Here is a 16,875-nt window from a genome sequence, read left to right on the forward strand (position 1 = left end):
ATGGCCCCCAGCCACCCTAACGGGTGGTTAACCCTGCTGACGCTTTGAAGGACGACGACCGCTGCCGGGTTTGCTCACCTTGGTGGTGGTGTGACGTTTTACCGCACGACGAATTTGATTCGCCTTGGTACGACGGCGATCTTTTTCCACCGGCACTTTACTGACGGTTTCAGGTGCCAGCCCCACCAACTCACGCAGATAGTTTGTAGGTGCCAGATCCAGTTCGGTCCAGCCACCGCGTGGCAGTCCTTTCGGCAAATCAATGTCACCGTAGCGGATGCGGATCAGGCGACTAACCTGCACGCCAACGGCTTCCCACAGGCGGCGCACCTCGCGGTTACGTCCTTCGGTCAGGGTCACGTTGTACCACTGGTTAATCCCTTCACCGCCGGTGAACTTTAGCGTTTTGAACGCTGCCGGGCCATCCTCCAGCTGCACGCCACGACTGAGCAGCTTGATCTTGTCATCATCAACCGCACCAAACACGCGAACGGCATATTCACGCTCGACTTCGCGGCTCGGGTGCATCAAACGGTTCGCCAGCTCGCCATCGGTGGTGAACAGCAAAAGACCACAGGTATTGACGTCGAGACGCCCTACTGCTATCCAGCGTGCGCCACGCAGTTTGGGCAGGCGATCGAACACCGTTGGCCGTCCTTCCGGGTCGTTGCGGGTGCAAAGCTCACCTTCCGGCTTGTAATAAGCCAGCACGCGGCACACTTCACTGATGGATTCACTGACCGGCACAACGTGGCCGTCGATGCGGATTTTCAAGGATGCGGCTGGCTCTACGCGGTCGCCCAGCGTGGCCAGCTTGCCGTCGACGCTAACGCGCCCGGCGGAGATCATGGTTTCGATTTCACGACGGGAACCGTGCCCGGCGCGTGCTAAAACTTTTTGTAACTTTTCGCTCATGGAGCTACCTCTGTGTCGCCTTCCCAGGCGTCATGATAAAATAAGTGCTTTTATTTCAATAATTTAATTTGAAATTGCGCTGGTATTATACAGCCTTTAGGCAGTAGTGTAACCCTGTTTGTTGCCGACTGTATCGTGCAATTTATGAGGCAATAAAGAGCAGAATTTGCGTTCCACTCTTTACAGGTCGCCGGTGACCATCATCACACTTTTTCCCGGAGCGCTAAGGGTACGTTGTCATTCACGCTGATAGTCTTTGTACCCGCCACAGATCTCATTTTCGGCGGAAACCCCTGTCTCTGACCAGCCGTTCACTTGTACGTGGCGCTAAAGACATCCCCAGGGGACGGTAACCTGGCCAGGATGCTGCAAGGAGAACGGTCCTGTACAGCAAGCACGGGGCATACCCTGGTCGTAGGGTTAGCGGTATCGCTGCGGTCATAACAATGTACGACCTGTCGGTAGTCACACGAGATGTCGTCTGACGTTGTCTGTTGATCACCGATGAAAATGAATAACCATCATCGATGATACCGATCGCGTGCGGGTTTATCTCTGATTCTGTCTGGCAGCATTTAGCCTTTGTCACGAAAATGGGTAACAACGCTGAACGGTATTTCTCAGAAAGCCAGGCTGGTAGAGCATGTCCATCGGGCATCATTGCCAGATGGTCATGCTGCATCGAACGCTAACTCAACGGAACGGCTGAACATCCCCCACGCCTTCACGCACCACTTCCGGGGTATTTTCGGTGAGATCAATGACGGTGGTCGGCTGCTGGCCAAGAAAACCGCCGTGAATAATCAAGTCCACCAGCTTGCCGATCTCATCCTGAATCGCTTCGGGGTCGGATTCGGTAAAGTCATTGCCCGGCAGCATCAGCGAGGTCGACATCATTGGCTCGTTGAGCGCCTCCAGCAGGGCCAACGCTATCGGATTAGAGGGGACGCGCAAACCGATGGTTTTGCGTTTTTCGCTCATCAGACGGCGCGGCACTTCTTTGGTGGCCTTAAGAATAAAGGTGTAATTGCCCGGCGTGTTGTTTTTGATCAGGCGAAACGCGGTGTTGTCGACGTAAGCATAGGTCGACAGCTCGGACAGATCGCGGCACATCAGGGTAAAGTTGTGATTGCCGTCAAGTTGACGAATACGCCAAATCCGCTCCATTGCGCTCTTATCTTCCAGCTTACAGCCCAGCGCATAACCGGAATCGGTGGGGTAGACGATCACGCTGCCCTTGTTCAACATCTCCACCGCCTGTTTGATCAGACGCGGTTGGGGGTTATCCGGATGGATATAAAAAAACTGGCTCATCATTCACCTCTGGCCTGAATTTCTTGGCTCAAAACAGATGTCAAAATGTCAGGAAACCGCTGCCAGACAGCCTCTACACCGCCCGGCAGCCATAATTTTTTGCCCAGTTCGATCCACGGGCAGGCCTGATGGAAGTCGGAACCCTGAGAAGCCGCCAGCTGATAATCCTGGGCATAGCGTGCCAGCTGCTGACGCTCATTGGGTGCCTGCTGACACTGGGCGACTTCCATCGCCTCTCCGCCCTGCTCGCTGAAATGGGCCAGCAGGCGTTTCAGCCATTTGGCTGACAGGCCGTAACGCCCCGGGTGGGCGACTACCGACCGACCACCGGATTGATGAATGGCATCAATGGCTTGCTTAATTGTACACCACTGCGGCGGGACATAGCCGGTTTTACCACGTGCCAGATAATTTTTGAAAACCTGCTGCATATTGTCGGCTTTGCCGGCCGCAATAAGGAAACGCGCAAAATGCCCGCGCGTGACGGCCCCCCCTTCGGCGAGCGCCAGCGCCCCGTCCAGCGCGCCGGGAATATGTGCTTTTTCCAGCCGCCCGGCGATTAACCGGGCGCGCGCCAGGCGACGTTCAGCCTGCGCGGCAAGCAGCGCGACCATCTGCGGATGAGCGATATCAATCCCCAGCCCGACAATATGGATCTCATGATTCTCCCACAGCGTGGATATCTCCACACCGTCGACCAGCCGCAGCGGAAGCTGATGGCGCATCATCGCCTCACGCGCCGGGGCAATGCCGTCCGTGGTGTCATGGTCGGTAATTGCCAGTACGCCTACGCGCTGCTGCACGGCGCGCAACACCAGCTGTTCTGGCGTCAGTAAACCATCGGAGGCGCGAGTATGGCTGTGAAGATCGTAGACAGGAAAAGCACTGACTGGGGATGCAACGGCGGTCAAAACAACTCCGGTTACGCGAGGACATAGTGCAACATGATAACGCGATTTCTGCTAAGTGAAAAAGAGTATTGACTTTTTTAACGCGAACCAGTTAACTAGTACACAAGTTCACAAGCAAGGTATCTGTCTCATGGCGTATTTATTCAACTCAATCACTGGCTGGTGGCGCATTTCTCCCTGACGGGCGAAGCGGTCATGCACGGTCAGTACGTTGTGCAGATACTCAGGCCCGCATAATGCGGGCTTTTTTTTGAGCAAAATACAGAGAACATCTCATGCCAAATGCCAAACCTGGAGTGAAATTGATCACCGCCAGTGCGCCGTACCGGGAAGATCCCGCTGCGGTTTTCCATCAGCTCTGCGCGGCTCGTTCAGAAACGCTGCTACTGGAATCTGCCGACGTCGACAGTAAATGCAATCTGAAAAGCCTGCTGATTGTTGACAGCGCTCTGCGCATCAGCGCACTGGACAATCGTGTGCAGATCCAGGCACTGTCGGCCAATGGCCGTGCACTGTTGCCATTGCTGGATGCCGCATTGCCCTTATCCGTGGTCAACCATGTGGGTACTGATAGCCGTGAGCTGGTGTTTCCGCACAATGAGGAGATTCAGGACGAAGACGCTAAACTGCGCGCCCTGTCAGTATTTGATGCGCTGCGCCTGATCCCTCAACTGGTAAATTCTCCGCACCAGGAGCGTGAAGCAATGCTGCTTGGTGGGCTGTTCGCCTATGACCTGGTCGCCGGCTTCGAAACGCTGCCGGAGATTGCCAACCAGCAGCGCTGCCCGGACTACTGCTTCTATCTGGCTGAAACGCTGCTGGTTATCGACCACCAGGCACGGAGCGCTCGCCTGCAGGCCAGCCTGTTTACCCCGAACGCGTCTGAGTTCCAGCGTTTGCAGAGCCGCGTAGAACAGCTGTGCGGCATGATGTCTCAACCCGTCAGCGCCTTACCGGTGCAAACGGTGGACAGTATGCAGCTTAGCGTCAGTCAGAGCGATGAAGAATACTGCGCCGTTGTGCGCCAGATGCAGGAAGCGATCCGCGTAGGTGAAATTTTCCAGGTTGTGCCTTCGCGCCGTTTCTCTTTGCCTTGCCCTTCCCCGCTGGCCGCTTACGACACGCTGAAAAACAGTAACCCCAGCCCGTATATGTTCTTTATGCAGGATCGCGACTTCTGCCTGTTCGGCGCCTCGCCGGAAAGTTCGCTGAAGTACGAAGCCGCCAGCAATCAAATCGAAATCTATCCGATTGCCGGAACGCGCCCGCGTGGCCGTCACGCCGATGGCTCGCTCGATCGCGATCTCGACAGCCGTATTGAGCTTGAAATGCGTACCGATCATAAAGAGATGGCCGAACATCTGATGCTGGTCGATCTGGCGCGCAACGATTTAGCACGTGTCTGCCAGCCCGGTACTCGCTATGTTGCCGACCTGACCAAAGTCGATCGCTACACCTTCGTTATGCACCTGGTCTCACGCGTTGTCGGTCAGCTGCGTAATGAAATAGATGTGCTGCACGCGTATCGCGCCTGTATGAACATGGGTACGCTGAGCGGTGCGCCGAAAGTGCGCGCCATGCAGCTGATTGCCAAAGCCGAAGGCACACGGCGCGGCAGCTATGGCGGCGCGGTCGGTTACTTTACCGCCAGCGGCGATCTCGACACCTGTATTGTTATCCGTTCGGCTTACGTTGAAGACGGTATGGCAACAGTACAGGCCGGCGCCGGGGTGGTACTGGACTCCAACCCGCAAGCGGAAGCGGATGAAAGCCGCAATAAAGCCCGCGCGGTTCTGCGCGCCATCGCCTCTGCTCATCACTGCCAGGAGATTTTCTGATGGCCGATATTCTGTTGCTTGATAACTTTGACTCATTCACTTACAACCTCGTCGACCAGCTGCGTACCTTTGGCCACCAGGTGACGATTTACCGCAATAACGTCCCGGCAGAGACGCTGATTGCTTGTCTGCAACAGATGGAAAGTCCGGTGTTGATGCTGTCGCCCGGTCCCGGCGCCCCTGCAGACGCGGGCTGTATGCCAGAACTGCTCCGGCAGCTACGAGGCCGCCTGCCGATCATTGGTATCTGTCTGGGGCACCAGGCGATAGTGGAGGCATACGGCGGCCACGTCGGTCAGGCGGGGGAAATCCTGCATGGCAAGGCCTCCGCCATCAGTCATGACGATCACGGCATGTTTGCCGGGCTGAGCAACCCGCTGCCGGTGGCGCGCTACCACTCACTGGTTGGCAGCGCGATCCCCGCCGGACTGACCGTTAATGCCACTTTTAACGATATGGTGATGGCGGTGCGCGATGACGCTAATCGCGTCTGCGGCTTCCAGTTCCATCCGGAATCCATTCTGACCAGCCAGGGCGCGCGTCTGCTGGAGCAAACCCTCGCCTGGGCGCTGGCGTCATCAAGGAGCCATTGATGAATACCATTTTGGAAAAATTATACCAGTCCGCGGGGCTGACTCAGGCGGAGAGCCACCAGCTGTTCGCCGCCATCATCAGCGGGCAGCTGGCTCCCGTGCAGCTGGCCGCCGCGCTGATCGCCATAAAGGTGCGCGGTGAAACACCGCAAGAGATTGCCGGAGCGGCGACTGCCCTGCTGGAAGATGCGAAACCCTTCCCGCGCCCGGATTACCCTTTTGCCGATATTGTTGGCACCGGCGGTGATGGCAGTAACAGCATAAATATCTCCACCGCCAGCGCCTTTGTTGCGGCAGCATGCGGATTGAAAGTGGCCAAGCACGGCAACCGCAGCGTTTCCAGCCAGTCCGGATCTTCAGATCTGCTGGCAGCGTTTGGCATCAGCCTGGATTTACCGGCTGAACAGGCTCGTCAGGCGCTGGATGAGTTGAACGTCTGTTTTCTGTTTGCCCCGCAGTATCACAGCGGTTTCCGCCATGCGATGCCGGTGCGTAAGGAGCTGAAAACCCGCACTATCTTCAACGTCCTCGGTCCGTTGATTAACCCGGCGCGCCCGCCGCTGGCGGTGATCGGTGTCTACAGCCCGGAGCTGGTGCTGCCAATTGCCGAGACGCTGAAAATGCTGGGTTACCAGCGTGCGGCGGTCGTGCACGGCGGCGGAATGGATGAAGTGGCGCTGCACAGCGCAACCCAGGTGGCTGAACTGCGCGACGGCGATATCACCTGCTACCAGCTGACGCCGGATGACTTCGGGCTGTCTGATCACCCGCAAGAGTCGCTGGCCGGGGGTTCGCCGGAAGAAAATCGTGACATTCTGACGCGTTTACTCCAGGGTAAAGGCCAGCTGGCTCATGAAGAAGCCGTGGCGGCTAATGTGGCTCTGCTATTGAAAATTTTTGGCCATGAAGATTTACGGCACAACGCCCGACAAGCGCTTGAAACCATCCGCAGCGGCAAAGCCTGGCAGCATGTGGTCGCACTGGCAGAAAGAGGATAATCATGCAGCAAACCGTACTTGATCGCATCGTGCGCGATAAAACCGACTGGCTGGCGGCTCGCCAGCAGCAGCAGCCTCTGGCCTCGTTTCAGCATGAGATTGTCCCGGCTACGCGCAACTTCTACGAGGGGCTGAAGGGCGCCCGTACCGCGTTCATTCTGGAGTGCAAAAAAGCCTCGCCGTCCAAAGGATTGATCCGTGAAGACTTTGACCCGGCGGTGATTGCCGGCGTCTACCGGCATTACGCCTCCGCCATCTCGGTGCTGACCGATGAGAAGTACTTTCAGGGAAGCTTTGACTTTCTCCCCATCGTCAGTGCAGCAGTCAGTCAACCGGTACTGTGTAAAGACTTTATCATCGACCCGTATCAGATCCATCTGGCGCGCTATTATCAGGCCGACGCCATTCTGCTGATGCTGTCGGTACTGAATGACGAGCAGTACCGCCAGCTGGCCGCCGTGGCACACAGCCTGAATATGGGCGTGCTGACGGAAGCGATCAGCGATGAAGAGCTTGAGCGCGCCACCGCGCTGGGCGCAAAAGTGGTCGGCATCAATAACCGTGATTTACGCGATCTGTCAATCGACCTCGACCGTACCCGCCGTCTGGCGCCGAAAGTGGCACAGGGCGTGACGGTCATCAGTGAATCAGGCATCAACAGCTATGCCCAGGTGCGCGAACTGAGTCACTTCGCCGACGGCTTCCTGATAGGTTCGGCGCTGATGTCGGAAGACAACCTTGCCGCTGCGGTCAGGCGGGTGATTATCGGTGAGAACAAAGTCTGCGGACTGACCCGCCCGCAAGATGCGCGCAGCGCGCTGGAGTGCGGGGCTATCTATGGCGGGCTGATCTTTGCCGCCGGATCGCCGCGCCAGATTGACGCCGCACGGGCGCAAGAGGTCATGGCCGCCGCCGCACTCAGGTACGTTGGCGTGTTCCGTAATGACGGCCTGAGTGACGTTGTCACTATCGCGCGGCGGCTCAACCTGCACGCGGTACAGCTGCACGGTGATGAAGATCGCGAGTTCATTAGCCAGCTACGAGCCGCATTGCCTGAAAACGTGCAGATCTGGAAAGCCTTCAGCATCAGCACCAGCCTGCCCGCTCGCGACTGGCCGCACGTCGATCGCTACGTATTTGACCAGGGAAATGGCGGCAGCGGTAAAGCGTTTGACTGGTCGCTGTTACAAGGTGAAAAGTGGGATAACGTCCTGCTGGCCGGCGGCCTGAGTGCGGACAACTGCCTTCTGGCCGCACAGCAGGGCTGTGCCGGTCTCGACTTTAATTCCGGCGTGGAGAGCGCTCCCGGAATCAAAGATGCAGCAAAAATGGCTTCCGTGTTCCATACGTTGAAAGCCTACTGATCAAGAGAGATAACATGACACGTTTAAATCCTTATTTTGGTGAGTTTGGCGGCATGTATGTGCCGCAGATCCTGATGCCTGCCCTGCTGCAGCTGGAAGATGCTTTTATCAGCGCGCAAAGCGATCCGGCATTTCAGGCTGAATTTACCGACCTGCTGAAAAATTATGCTGGCCGTCCAACCGCGCTGACACTGTGTAAAAACCTGACCAAAGGCAGCAAAACGCGCCTTTATCTGAAGCGTGAAGATCTGCTGCACGGCGGCGCGCACAAAACCAATCAGGTGCTGGGCCAGGCACTGTTGGCCAAGCGCATGGGCAAAAACGAAATTATTGCTGAGACGGGTGCCGGTCAGCATGGCGTTGCCTCGGCGCTGGCCTGCGCGCTGCTTGGCCTGAAATGCCGTATCTATATGGGTGCGAAAGATATAGAGCGCCAGTCGCCTAACGTATTTCGTATGCGCCTGATGGGTGCGGAAGTGATCCCGGTGCACAGCGGTGCTGCCACGTTGAAAGATGCCTGTAACGAGGCGCTGCGCGACTGGTCCGGCAGCTACGAAACCACTCACTATATGCTGGGTACGGCGGCTGGCCCTCATCCGTTCCCGACCATCGTACGCGAATTCCAGCGCATGATTGGTGAAGAGACTAAAAAGCAGATCCTGCAACAGGAAGGCCGCCTGCCGGATGCGGTCATCGCCTGTGTCGGCGGGGGTTCTAACGCCATCGGCATGTTTGCTGACTTTATCGATGAATCCGGCGTGGAGCTGATTGGCGTGGAACCGGGCGGTCATGGTATTGAAAGCGGCGAACATGGCGCTCCACTCAAGCACGGGCGAGTCGGTATTTATTTTGGCATGAAATCACCGATGATGCAGACATCTGACGGGCAGATTGAAGAATCTTACTCGATTTCAGCCGGTCTCGACTTCCCTTCCGTCGGCCCGCAGCATGCTCACCTCAACAGTATCGGCCGGGCGAACTACGTATCAATTACCGATGACGAAGCGCTGGATGCCTTTAAAGCGCTGTGCCGCAGCGAGGGGATTATCCCGGCGCTGGAATCCTCACATGCGCTGGCCCATGCGCTGAAAATGGCGCGCGAAAATCCTGAAAAAGAGCAGCTGTTAGTGGTCAATCTTTCCGGCCGTGGTGACAAAGACATCTTCACCGTGCACGACATCCTTACCGCTAAGGGAGAAATCTGATGGATCGTTACGACCTCTGTTTTAAACGTCTGGCCGCAAAGCAGGAAGGGGCGTTTGTCCCCTTCGTCACCCTCGGCGACCCGACGCCCGAACTGTCGTTACAGATTATCGATGCGCTGGTGGCGGGCGGTGCCGATGCCCTTGAGCTGGGTATTCCCTTTTCTGACCCGCTGGCAGATGGCCCCACCATCCAGAGTGCGAATCTGCGCGCCTTTGCTGCCGGGGTAACGCCAGAGCAGTGTTTTGAACTGCTGGCGGTTATTCGGCAAAAATACCCACAGCTGCCCATTGGCCTGCTAATGTACGCCAACCTGGTCTTCTCCAACGGCATTGATAACTTCTATGCCCGTTGCCAGCAGGTTGGCGTTGATTCGGTGCTGGTAGCCGACGTGCCGGTTGAGGAGTCTGCGCCGTTCCGCCAGGCGGCCATGCGCCATAACGTTGCACCGATTTTTATCTGCCCGCCAAACGCCGGTGACGATTTACTGCGCGAAATCGCCTCTCACGGCCGGGGTTATACTTACCTGCTGTCGCGCGCCGGGGTGACCGGTTCAGAAACCCGTGCCAGTCTTCCGCTCAGACATCTGGTGGATAAACTGCGCGAGTATCATGCTGCCCCCGCGCTGCAGGGCTTTGGTATTTCAGAAGCCTCACAGGTGCAGCAGGCGATTGCGGCCGGGGCGGCCGGGGCTATCTCAGGTTCTGCCGTGGTCAAAATCATTGAAAAACATCTGGCCGATCCTGCGCTGATGCTGTCTGAACTGACCGCCTTTGCCGCCCGTCTGAAAGACGCTACCCGAAGCTGAAGCTGACGATGCCTTATCTGAGCGATAAGGCATTATTTTCTTTCCGTTTGTTGCGCCTGAAATTTGCAATTATCACCTTTGTCGACAAAAATTATTGCGTACCGCCATTTGTCGGTAAAACGCAATGTGAATGATAACAGGGAGTACGCTATGAAATGGTTTAAAGTCTTGTCAGGTGTCGTGATTGCCGCCGTGGTCGCCTTATCAGTCAGTGCCTGTGCACCGACGGCGACTAAAGAAGGAACGGGGGGTTATATTGACGATACGGTGGTGACCACCAAAGTCAAAACGGCTTTACTGGGTGATAAATCACTCAAGTCGACTGAAATCAATGTCGAGACGTTCAAAGGCCGTGTGCAGCTCAGTGGCTTTGTGATCTCACCTCAGGCGGCAAACCGCGCGGTGCAGGTTACCCGTGGCGTTGCCGGGGTGAAATCTGTGGTCAACAATATGCAGATTAAGTAGTCAGCAACAACGCTTAAAAAGGCGCGATTATCGCGCCTTTTTTTCCAATCAAAAACGGTAACCGGCGCCGATGAAGAATACCCACGGGTCGATACGGGTATCAATGCTCTGTCGGGTTTCTCCGGCGTTAAAACTGACCTTAGTGTCAATATCCATGTACCACACAGAGGCGTTCAGCATCCATTCAGGGGTCAGCTGGTAATCCAGTCCCACCTGTCCCGCCATGCCCCAGCTGTTTTTCACGCTCAGATCGCTTAGACCGGCATCACGCCCCGTCTGGTTAAAATCAGCGTGGTAGAACAGGGTGTAGTTAACTCCGATACCCGCATACGGCTGCCATTTACTGCCATCATCCATAAAGTACCACTGCGCCATCAGCGTTGGCGGCAGCTGGCGCACCGTGGCCAACGTCCCGGTCGGCCCCAGACCGACTTTGTGACGGAACGGCGTGGCTGCCAGCAACTCCACGCCAAAATGGTCAGTAGCCATCCAGGTAAAGGTCACACCAGGCTGGGTGTTGTTATCCACCCTGAATTCGCCCAGCCCCAGCACATCGTCAGATCCGCTGGTTGGCCGCACGGTAGCCGAACCTGCACGCATAAAAAAATCACCGGCCTGATGGGCCGATGCGACCACGGGCATCACCGCGCTAACCGCCAACGCTAATGCTTTCAACTTCATTACCACTCCTTTGCTTAGATTCATTCATTTTGCCTGGGCAAGACCTTCTGCAGAGCCTTATGCCAAATTTCGCGACATATATTTACGCTGTTTTCACCAGCCGGTCATGTGAAAAAACCCCTAAAAAGAGCTTATAATACATAGCGTTGATTTAGATCAATTTCTATCAGATGCGGAACAAACGGCCCGTTTCGCATCTGCAAAACAGCGAGCAATATGCGTTAACCGGCGCATTGTCCTGTCAGTAATTGCCGTTAAAACCTTCTTTAAGCGAAAGTTATGTCAATCTGAGTGCCAGTACCCCACCTGAACATGTACAATCGCCGGGTGTTTAAACCGGCCTTTTCAAGGAGAGTACATGTCTATCACGGCGGGTTCGCTATACCGTGACACGGGGAATTTTTTCCGCCACCAGCTGGTCACCATCATGTTGATGGCGCTGCTGACTTCATTTATCACTATGCTTATCGGTAAGGCGCTGACGCCGGGAATCGATCAGATGCAGATCCTCGGTGATGGTGCGGCTGGTTCTGCCAGCAGCCTGATGGAGATGGTGCGCAACATGTCGCACGAGCAGCAGCAGGTGCTGTTACGCGCTTCAGCCGCCGGAACCTTTGCCTCGCTGGTGGGGAATGTGCTGCTGCTTGGCGGCATGCTAAGCCTGGTCCCATTGGTTTCGTCCGGACAGCGGGTCAGCGCTCTGCGCGCCATGGGTGCCGCTGCCCCTGACCTGCCTCGCCTGCTGCTGCTGACCTTCCTGATGACGCTGGTCATCCAGCTTGGCTTTATGGTGCTGTTGGTGCCCGGCGTTCTGCTGGCGGTGACTCTGGCTCTGGCGCCGATGATTATGACTACTGAGAAAGTCGGCGTTTTCGCGGCGATGCGTGCCAGCTTCCGCCTGTGCTGGAGCCAGATGAAACTGGTGGCGCCGGCGGTCACTCTGTGGATGGCGGCAAAGCTTGTTGTCCTGCTGCTGGCCTCGGCGTTGCTGGTGCTGCCGCCGGACGTTGCCTCGGTGCTGCTGAATGCACTGAGCAACCTGCTTTCAGCCGCACTGATTATCTATCTGTCCCGGCTGTATATGCTGTTACGTTGATTGTGAATGAGTGCCCCGACCGGGGCATTTCATGGCATATTGATATTTCGAATTAGCCCGTTATCTGGAAGCCGCTATGAAGCAGTTACTCGACTTTCTCCCCCTTGTGGTGTTTTTTGTTTTCTACAAGCTGTACGACATTTTTGTCGCATCCGGCGCGCTGATTGTCGCTTCGGCTGTGGCGCTGGCCATCAGTTGGCTGCTGTATCGCAAGCTGGAAAAGATGGCGCTGATTACCTTTGCCCTGGTGGCTGTTTTTGGCACCCTGACAATTGCCCTGCATAATCCTGATTTCATTAAGTGGAAAGTGACCATCATTTATGGGCTTTTTGCTACCGCCCTGCTGTTCAGCCACTGGTTTATGCAGCAGCCTCTGATCCAGAAAATGTTGGGCAAAGAGATCCAACTGCCTGCATCTGCCTGGCGCCGCCTGAACCTTGCCTGGGCGCTGTTTTTCCTCGCCTGCGGCGTGGCTAACATTTACGTTGCGTTTTGGCTAACCCAGGATACATGGATGAACTTTAAAGTCTTTGGCCTGAGCGGCCTGACGCTGCTGTTTACCCTGTTGAGCGGCATCTATATTTATCGTTTGATGCCACAAGAAGAAAAATAAACGCCCCCCCTCCGACAAGCCTCTTGTCGGGGGATTGAAGACCACACCAGCAAACCATTCAAAGAGCATATAATGAACGAACAACAGAGAACCCCGCAAGGCGAGATGGTGCTGCGCACGCTTGCCATGCCGGCAGATACCAACGCTAACGGAGATATTTTTGGCGGCTGGCTGATGTCACAAATGGACATGGGTGGCGCAATTCTGGCTAAGGAGATTGCCGGAGGGCGTGTCGTTACCGTTCGGGTAGACGGCATGACGTTTATGAAGCCGGTGGCGGTAGGCGATGTAGTTTGCTGCCACGCACGCTGCGTGCGTACCGGCACCAGTTCCGTCACCGTTAATATTGAAGTGTGGATCAAAAAAGTGTCATCGGAACCGATAGGTCAACGCTACTGCACCACCGAAGCGGTATTTATTTATGTCGCGGTCGACAGCCAGGGAAAACCGCGCCCGTTGCCAGAGGGTAAAAGCCACTTTAGCGCAGACCCGCAACGATAGTTCCTTGAGGTTAACCTCCGGGAGCTGCCGATATTTAGCGCCCGGAGGATTGAACGACGTGGAGCGTACCGCGTTAGCTGATGCTGGAACCGCCGTTAAGCTTGAACTGAATGTTCATACTCAGGTCTTTAGCGGGTTTACCCGCTTCATAACGCCACCTGCGCATCGCCTGTTTTACTTCACGTTCGAACAGATTGCGCGGCTCTGCCGACAAGATACGAATGTTGTCCACCTGTCCCGAACTGTCCACGTCAAACTGCACGCGCACTCGCCCCTCGATGCGTAAGGCAAAGGCGCGGGCGGGATAAGACGGCTTACCCACGCTCAACGCACGCGGTCCGCTTGACAGCGCGCTGGAAGGCGTTGGCGACTTTTTCGGTGCGGTAGACGGTTTAGCCTGTTCTGCCGGCCGGGTTTCCAGCGGAGCGGCCGGACGGGGCTTCACCTCTGGCTCAGGCTTCACCACCTCTTTCTTCTTAGGTTTTGGCTTCGGTTTAGGTTCAGGTTGAGGAATGGCTACCGGCTCTGTTTTTACCGGTTCAGGTACCGGTTCTGCTTTCGCTACAGGTTCAGGTGCGACGTCATGCGGTGCAGCCTGTGGTTCTGGCTGCGTTTCAGGTGCCACCATCGAAACGCTAATTGGCTGAGACGCTTTTGGCATTTCCACTGCCTGATGGAATGAGGCATACAGCATTGCCCCAATGACCGCGCCATGCAATGCGATCGAGCCAAGCAGTGGCAGCGGTGAGCGGCGAGGTAAATCAGTTATCAGCGTGGTCATAATCTTTCTGTTCATCATGTGAGGTGACGATTTTAAATGCAAATAGCAATCAGTTTCAACAAACGCGCGGCGATAATCGCTGTTTTACAGCTTAAAGTTCATCAAATTGGCCTTAAGGACGGCTGAATAATCTTTATTTGCACAAATGTTAGCGATCGCTTAACGTAAAGCCGAATTTCATCCCCGACAGGAGTTGTCAACAGTGTTGTATGTCATTTACGCGGAAGATCATGCTGACTCTCTGGCGAAACGCGCCGCCGTGCGCCCGGCGCACGTTGCCCGCTTACAGTTACTGCGTGACGAAGGGCGGCTGATCATTGCCGGCCCGATGCCGGCAGTTGACAGCAACGAACCGGGCGCTGCGGGATTTAGCGGTTCAACCATTATTGCCGAGTTCACCTCGCTGGCAGCGGCACAACAGTGGGCACAGGATGACCCGTACATCGCTGCGGAAGTTTATAAGCTCGTCACGGTCAAACCATTTAAACGGACATTTTAAACCGTCGCCGTCCGGGCGGCTACGCTTGCCGGGCCTGATGACAGGACCAGAGAATGTGGCTGATAAACAGGATCGCGCGGCGTTGTTGCCGGCTTAGCTGATGGCGGAATGAATGCATACGCCCATAGCGACGTGACTGCCCTTCTCACCAGCGCGCCCGGCGGCGCTGAACCTGTCGAATCATGCGCCAGCGTGCCACTTCGTCTCCGCCTGGTCTTATCACAGCCTCTGCCAGGACATCTGTTTAAGGAAAATTTGCGGGCCAATACAGACCGTTACTGCACTCTGTAAGGTCCGCTGTCTTTCAACAGTTTGCCGCTTTAAGGTTTTCAGCGCGATTAACTGCACGTAAACTCACGACTCTGATGTGTGAACGGGACTATTCACTTAATGACCACTTTTTACACTTTGATCAGCTGGCTACTGGTATTCGGTTACTGGTTGCTGATTGCCGGCGTCACCTTGCGCATCCTGATGAAGCGCCGCGCGGTGCCATCTGCTATGGCCTGGCTGCTGATTATCTATATCCTGCCGCTGGTCGGTATTATCGCTTATCTCTCTCTGGGCGAACTTCATCTGGGTAAACGTCGGGCCGAACGGGCGCGTACCATGTGGCCGTCTACCGCCCGCTGGCTTAACGAATTGAAGTCCAGTCACCATATTTTTGCCAAAGAGAATAGCGACGTTGCCCAACCGCTGTTTCAGCTCTGTGAAAAGCGTCAGGGGATTGCGGGAGTAAAAGGTAATCAGTTGCAGCTGCTGACCAGTACCGATGACACGCTACGCACGCTGGTGCGCGATATTCAGCTGGCTCGCCACAACATTGAGATGGTGTTTTACATCTGGCTACCGGGCGGGCAAGCTGACAACGTAGCGGAAGCCCTGATGGCGGCCGCACGCCGCGGTGTGCATTGCCGCCTGCTGCTTGACTCCGCCGGCAGTGTAGATTTTTTCCGTAGCCCTTGGCCGGCGATGATGCGCAATGCCGGAGTAGACGTAGTGGAAGCGCTGCGCGTCAGCCTGCTGCGCGTGTTTCTGCGCCGCATGGACTTACGCCAGCACCGCAAAGTCGTGCTTATTGACAATTATATTGCTTATACCGGCAGCATGAATCTGGTCGATCCACGCTATTTCAAACAACATGCCGGGGTTGGTCAGTGGGTAGACCTGATGGCGCGAATGGAAGGCCCGGTGGCGACAACAATGGGCATTATCTACTCCTGCGACTGGGAGATCGAAACCGGCAAGCGTATTCTGCCGCCCGCGCCCGACGACAATGTGATGCCGTTCGAGCAGGAGAGCGGCCATACCATTCAGGTTATCGCTTCTGGTCCTGGCTTCCCGGAGGATATGATCCACCAGGCGTTGTTAACGGCCGTTTACTCGGCGCGTGAGCAGCTGATCATGACCACCCCCTACTTTGTTCCCAGCGATGACCTGCTGCATGCTATTTGTACCGCTGCCTGGCGCGGCGTTGAGGTCAGCATTATTGTGCCCCGCCACAATGACTCGTTGCTGGTGCGCTGGGCCAGCCGGGCCTTCTTCGATGAACTGCTGGCCGCCGGAGTTAACATCTATCAGTTCGAGGGCGGGCTGCTACACAGTAAAAGTATTCTGGTCGACGGCCAGCTAAGCCTGGTCGGCACCGTCAATCTGGATATGCGCAGTTTGTGGCTCAACTTTGAGATAACGCTGGTGATTGATGACAACGGATTTGGCAGCGACCTGGCCCGCGTTCAGGAGGATTACATCGCCCGCTCCCGCCTTCTTGATGCCAAACGCTGGGCGCGCCGTGCATACTGGCAGCGCATCGTTGAACGACTGTTTTACTTCTTCAGCCCGTTACTGTAAAACGAGCCAAAATGCACCTGCCCGCAGCGGCAATACAGGAACTATTATGGATTTAAACAACCGCCTGAGCGAAGACGAAACGCTGGAACAGGCATACGATATTTTCCTTGAGCTGGCGGTCGATAATCTCGACCCTGCCGATGTGATCCTGTTTAATCTTCAGTTTGAGCAGCGCGGCGGCGCCGAGCTGCACGATCCCGCCGAAGACTGGTCAGATCATGTCGACTTCGACCTGAACCCGGACTTTTTTGCTGAAGTGGTGATAGGCCTGGGCGAAGCAGACGGTGAACCGATTAACGATGTGTTCGCCCGGGTGCTGATTTGCCGCGAGAAAGACCATAAGCTGTGCCACATTTTGTGGAAAGAGTGAAACGGCGGTGATGTCGAACGTGGCTGCGCGGCAGCCACGTGAATGATGATACGCGGTCAGGTTGGCCAGACAGG

Annotated in this window: 18 protein-coding genes, 1 pseudogene and 1 other annotated feature; of the genes and pseudogenes, 13 read left to right on the forward strand and 6 right to left on the reverse strand. The window is 55.9% G+C overall.

Features of this window, described 5'->3' with window-relative positions:
• Window positions 1-27: 27 nt before the first annotated feature.
• The 3 genes from rluB to rnm form a co-directional block, all read right to left on the reverse strand.
• On the reverse strand, window positions 28-915 hold the full coding sequence (gene rluB, locus JGC47_RS09190) for a 23S rRNA pseudouridine(2605) synthase RluB (RefSeq protein WP_004157741.1): 888 nt from the start codon (window positions 913-915) through the stop codon (window positions 28-30).
• Window positions 916-1,608: 693 nt separating this feature from the next.
• Window positions 1,609-2,229: an L-threonylcarbamoyladenylate synthase gene (locus JGC47_RS09195; protein WP_013036059.1), complete on the reverse strand. Its 621-nt coding sequence runs from the start codon at window positions 2,227-2,229 to the stop codon at window positions 1,609-1,611.
• Entirely contained in the window at window positions 2,229-3,140 is a 912-nt protein-coding gene (gene rnm / locus JGC47_RS09200) for an RNase RNM (protein WP_004157744.1), read from the reverse strand. Before rnm ends, JGC47_RS09195 begins: the two co-directional genes overlap by 1 nt.
• Before the next feature lie 154 nt (window positions 3,141-3,294).
• Window positions 3,295-3,392, forward strand: a sequence feature (Trp leader region).
• Window positions 3,393-3,415: 23 nt separating this feature from the next.
• Between rnm and JGC47_RS09205 the strand changes: the two genes are divergently transcribed.
• From JGC47_RS09205 to JGC47_RS09235, 7 genes are all read left to right on the forward strand, one after another.
• Window positions 3,416-4,978 carry an anthranilate synthase component 1 gene (locus tag JGC47_RS09205; protein WP_004157746.1) on the forward strand — a complete coding sequence of 521 codons (1,563 nt, stop codon included), beginning with the start codon at window positions 3,416-3,418 and terminating at the stop codon, window positions 4,976-4,978.
• Window positions 4,978-5,571, forward strand: coding sequence for a glutamine amidotransferase-related protein (locus JGC47_RS09210; protein ID WP_004157747.1), 594 nt, complete (start codon window positions 4,978-4,980; stop codon window positions 5,569-5,571). Before JGC47_RS09205 ends, JGC47_RS09210 begins: the two co-directional genes overlap by 1 nt.
• Entirely contained in the window at window positions 5,571-6,569 is a 999-nt protein-coding gene (trpD, locus tag JGC47_RS09215; protein ID WP_004157748.1) for an anthranilate phosphoribosyltransferase, read from the forward strand. The genes JGC47_RS09210 and trpD overlap by 1 nt, the downstream gene beginning before the upstream one ends.
• A 2-nt stretch (window positions 6,570-6,571) precedes the next feature.
• Window positions 6,572-7,933, forward strand: coding sequence for a bifunctional indole-3-glycerol-phosphate synthase TrpC/phosphoribosylanthranilate isomerase TrpF (gene trpCF / locus JGC47_RS09220; RefSeq protein ID WP_004157749.1), 1,362 nt, complete (start codon window positions 6,572-6,574; stop codon window positions 7,931-7,933).
• A gap of 14 nt (window positions 7,934-7,947) precedes the next feature.
• Window positions 7,948-9,138 carry a tryptophan synthase subunit beta gene (gene trpB / locus JGC47_RS09225; RefSeq protein ID WP_004157750.1) on the forward strand — a complete coding sequence of 397 codons (1,191 nt, stop codon included), beginning with the start codon at window positions 7,948-7,950 and terminating at the stop codon, window positions 9,136-9,138.
• Window positions 9,138-9,944: a tryptophan synthase subunit alpha gene (trpA, locus tag JGC47_RS09230; protein WP_004157751.1), complete on the forward strand. Its 807-nt coding sequence runs from the start codon at window positions 9,138-9,140 to the stop codon at window positions 9,942-9,944. The genes trpB and trpA overlap by 1 nt, the downstream gene beginning before the upstream one ends.
• Before the next feature lie 150 nt (window positions 9,945-10,094).
• On the forward strand, window positions 10,095-10,409 hold the full coding sequence (locus tag JGC47_RS09235) for a BON domain-containing protein (RefSeq protein WP_004157754.1): 315 nt from the start codon (window positions 10,095-10,097) through the stop codon (window positions 10,407-10,409).
• 48 nt (window positions 10,410-10,457) lie between these two features.
• Here JGC47_RS09235 and ompW read toward each other — a convergent pair whose 3' ends face one another.
• On the reverse strand, window positions 10,458-11,090 hold the full coding sequence (gene ompW / locus JGC47_RS09240; protein ID WP_004157755.1) for an outer membrane protein OmpW: 633 nt from the start codon (window positions 11,088-11,090) through the stop codon (window positions 10,458-10,460).
• 358 nt (window positions 11,091-11,448) lie between these two features.
• Between ompW and JGC47_RS09245 the strand changes: the two genes are divergently transcribed.
• The 3 genes from JGC47_RS09245 to yciA all read left to right on the forward strand — a co-directional run bounded on the left by JGC47_RS09245 (window position 11,449) and on the right by yciA (window position 13,300).
• On the forward strand, window positions 11,449-12,186 hold the full coding sequence (locus JGC47_RS09245; protein WP_004157756.1) for a YciC family protein: 738 nt from the start codon (window positions 11,449-11,451) through the stop codon (window positions 12,184-12,186).
• A 76-nt stretch (window positions 12,187-12,262) separates the two neighbouring features.
• Entirely contained in the window at window positions 12,263-12,799 is a 537-nt protein-coding gene (locus JGC47_RS09250; protein ID WP_004157757.1) for a septation protein A, read from the forward strand.
• A 72-nt stretch (window positions 12,800-12,871) separates the two neighbouring features.
• A complete protein-coding gene (yciA, locus tag JGC47_RS09255; RefSeq protein WP_004157758.1) occupies window positions 12,872-13,300 on the forward strand; it encodes an acyl-CoA thioester hydrolase YciA in 429 nt (142 codons plus the stop codon).
• Window positions 13,301-13,373: 73 nt separating this feature from the next.
• Here yciA and tonB read toward each other — a convergent pair whose 3' ends face one another.
• Window positions 13,374-14,081 carry a TonB system transport protein TonB gene (gene tonB, locus JGC47_RS09260; protein ID WP_013036060.1) on the reverse strand — a complete coding sequence of 236 codons (708 nt, stop codon included), beginning with the start codon at window positions 14,079-14,081 and terminating at the stop codon, window positions 13,374-13,376.
• A gap of 202 nt (window positions 14,082-14,283) precedes the next feature.
• On the opposite strand from tonB, the gene JGC47_RS09265 reads away from it, so the two are divergent.
• The gene (locus JGC47_RS09265) at window positions 14,284-14,580 is read left to right on the forward strand and encodes a YciI family protein (RefSeq protein WP_004157760.1); all 297 of its coding nucleotides are present in this window, start codon (window positions 14,284-14,286) and stop codon (window positions 14,578-14,580) included.
• 19 nt (window positions 14,581-14,599) lie between these two features.
• Here the strand turns inward: JGC47_RS09265 and JGC47_RS17990 are convergent.
• A pseudogene (locus JGC47_RS17990) lies at window positions 14,600-14,725 on the reverse strand (YciY family protein); the annotation flags it as partial.
• A 245-nt stretch (window positions 14,726-14,970) separates the two neighbouring features.
• Between JGC47_RS17990 and cls the strand changes: the two are divergent.
• Together cls and JGC47_RS09280 are read left to right on the forward strand one after the other, a co-directional pair.
• Window positions 14,971-16,431, forward strand: a complete 1,461-nt coding sequence (gene cls / locus JGC47_RS09275) for a cardiolipin synthase (RefSeq protein WP_004157763.1) — start codon at window positions 14,971-14,973, stop codon at window positions 16,429-16,431.
• A gap of 46 nt (window positions 16,432-16,477) precedes the next feature.
• On the forward strand, window positions 16,478-16,801 hold the full coding sequence (locus tag JGC47_RS09280; protein ID WP_004157764.1) for an HI1450 family dsDNA-mimic protein: 324 nt from the start codon (window positions 16,478-16,480) through the stop codon (window positions 16,799-16,801).
• The last annotated feature ends 74 nt before the right edge of the window (window positions 16,802-16,875 follow it).

The sequence above is a fragment of the Erwinia amylovora genome (genome assembly GCF_017161565.1).
Classification (GTDB): Bacteria; Pseudomonadota; Gammaproteobacteria; order Enterobacterales; family Enterobacteriaceae; genus Erwinia; species Erwinia amylovora.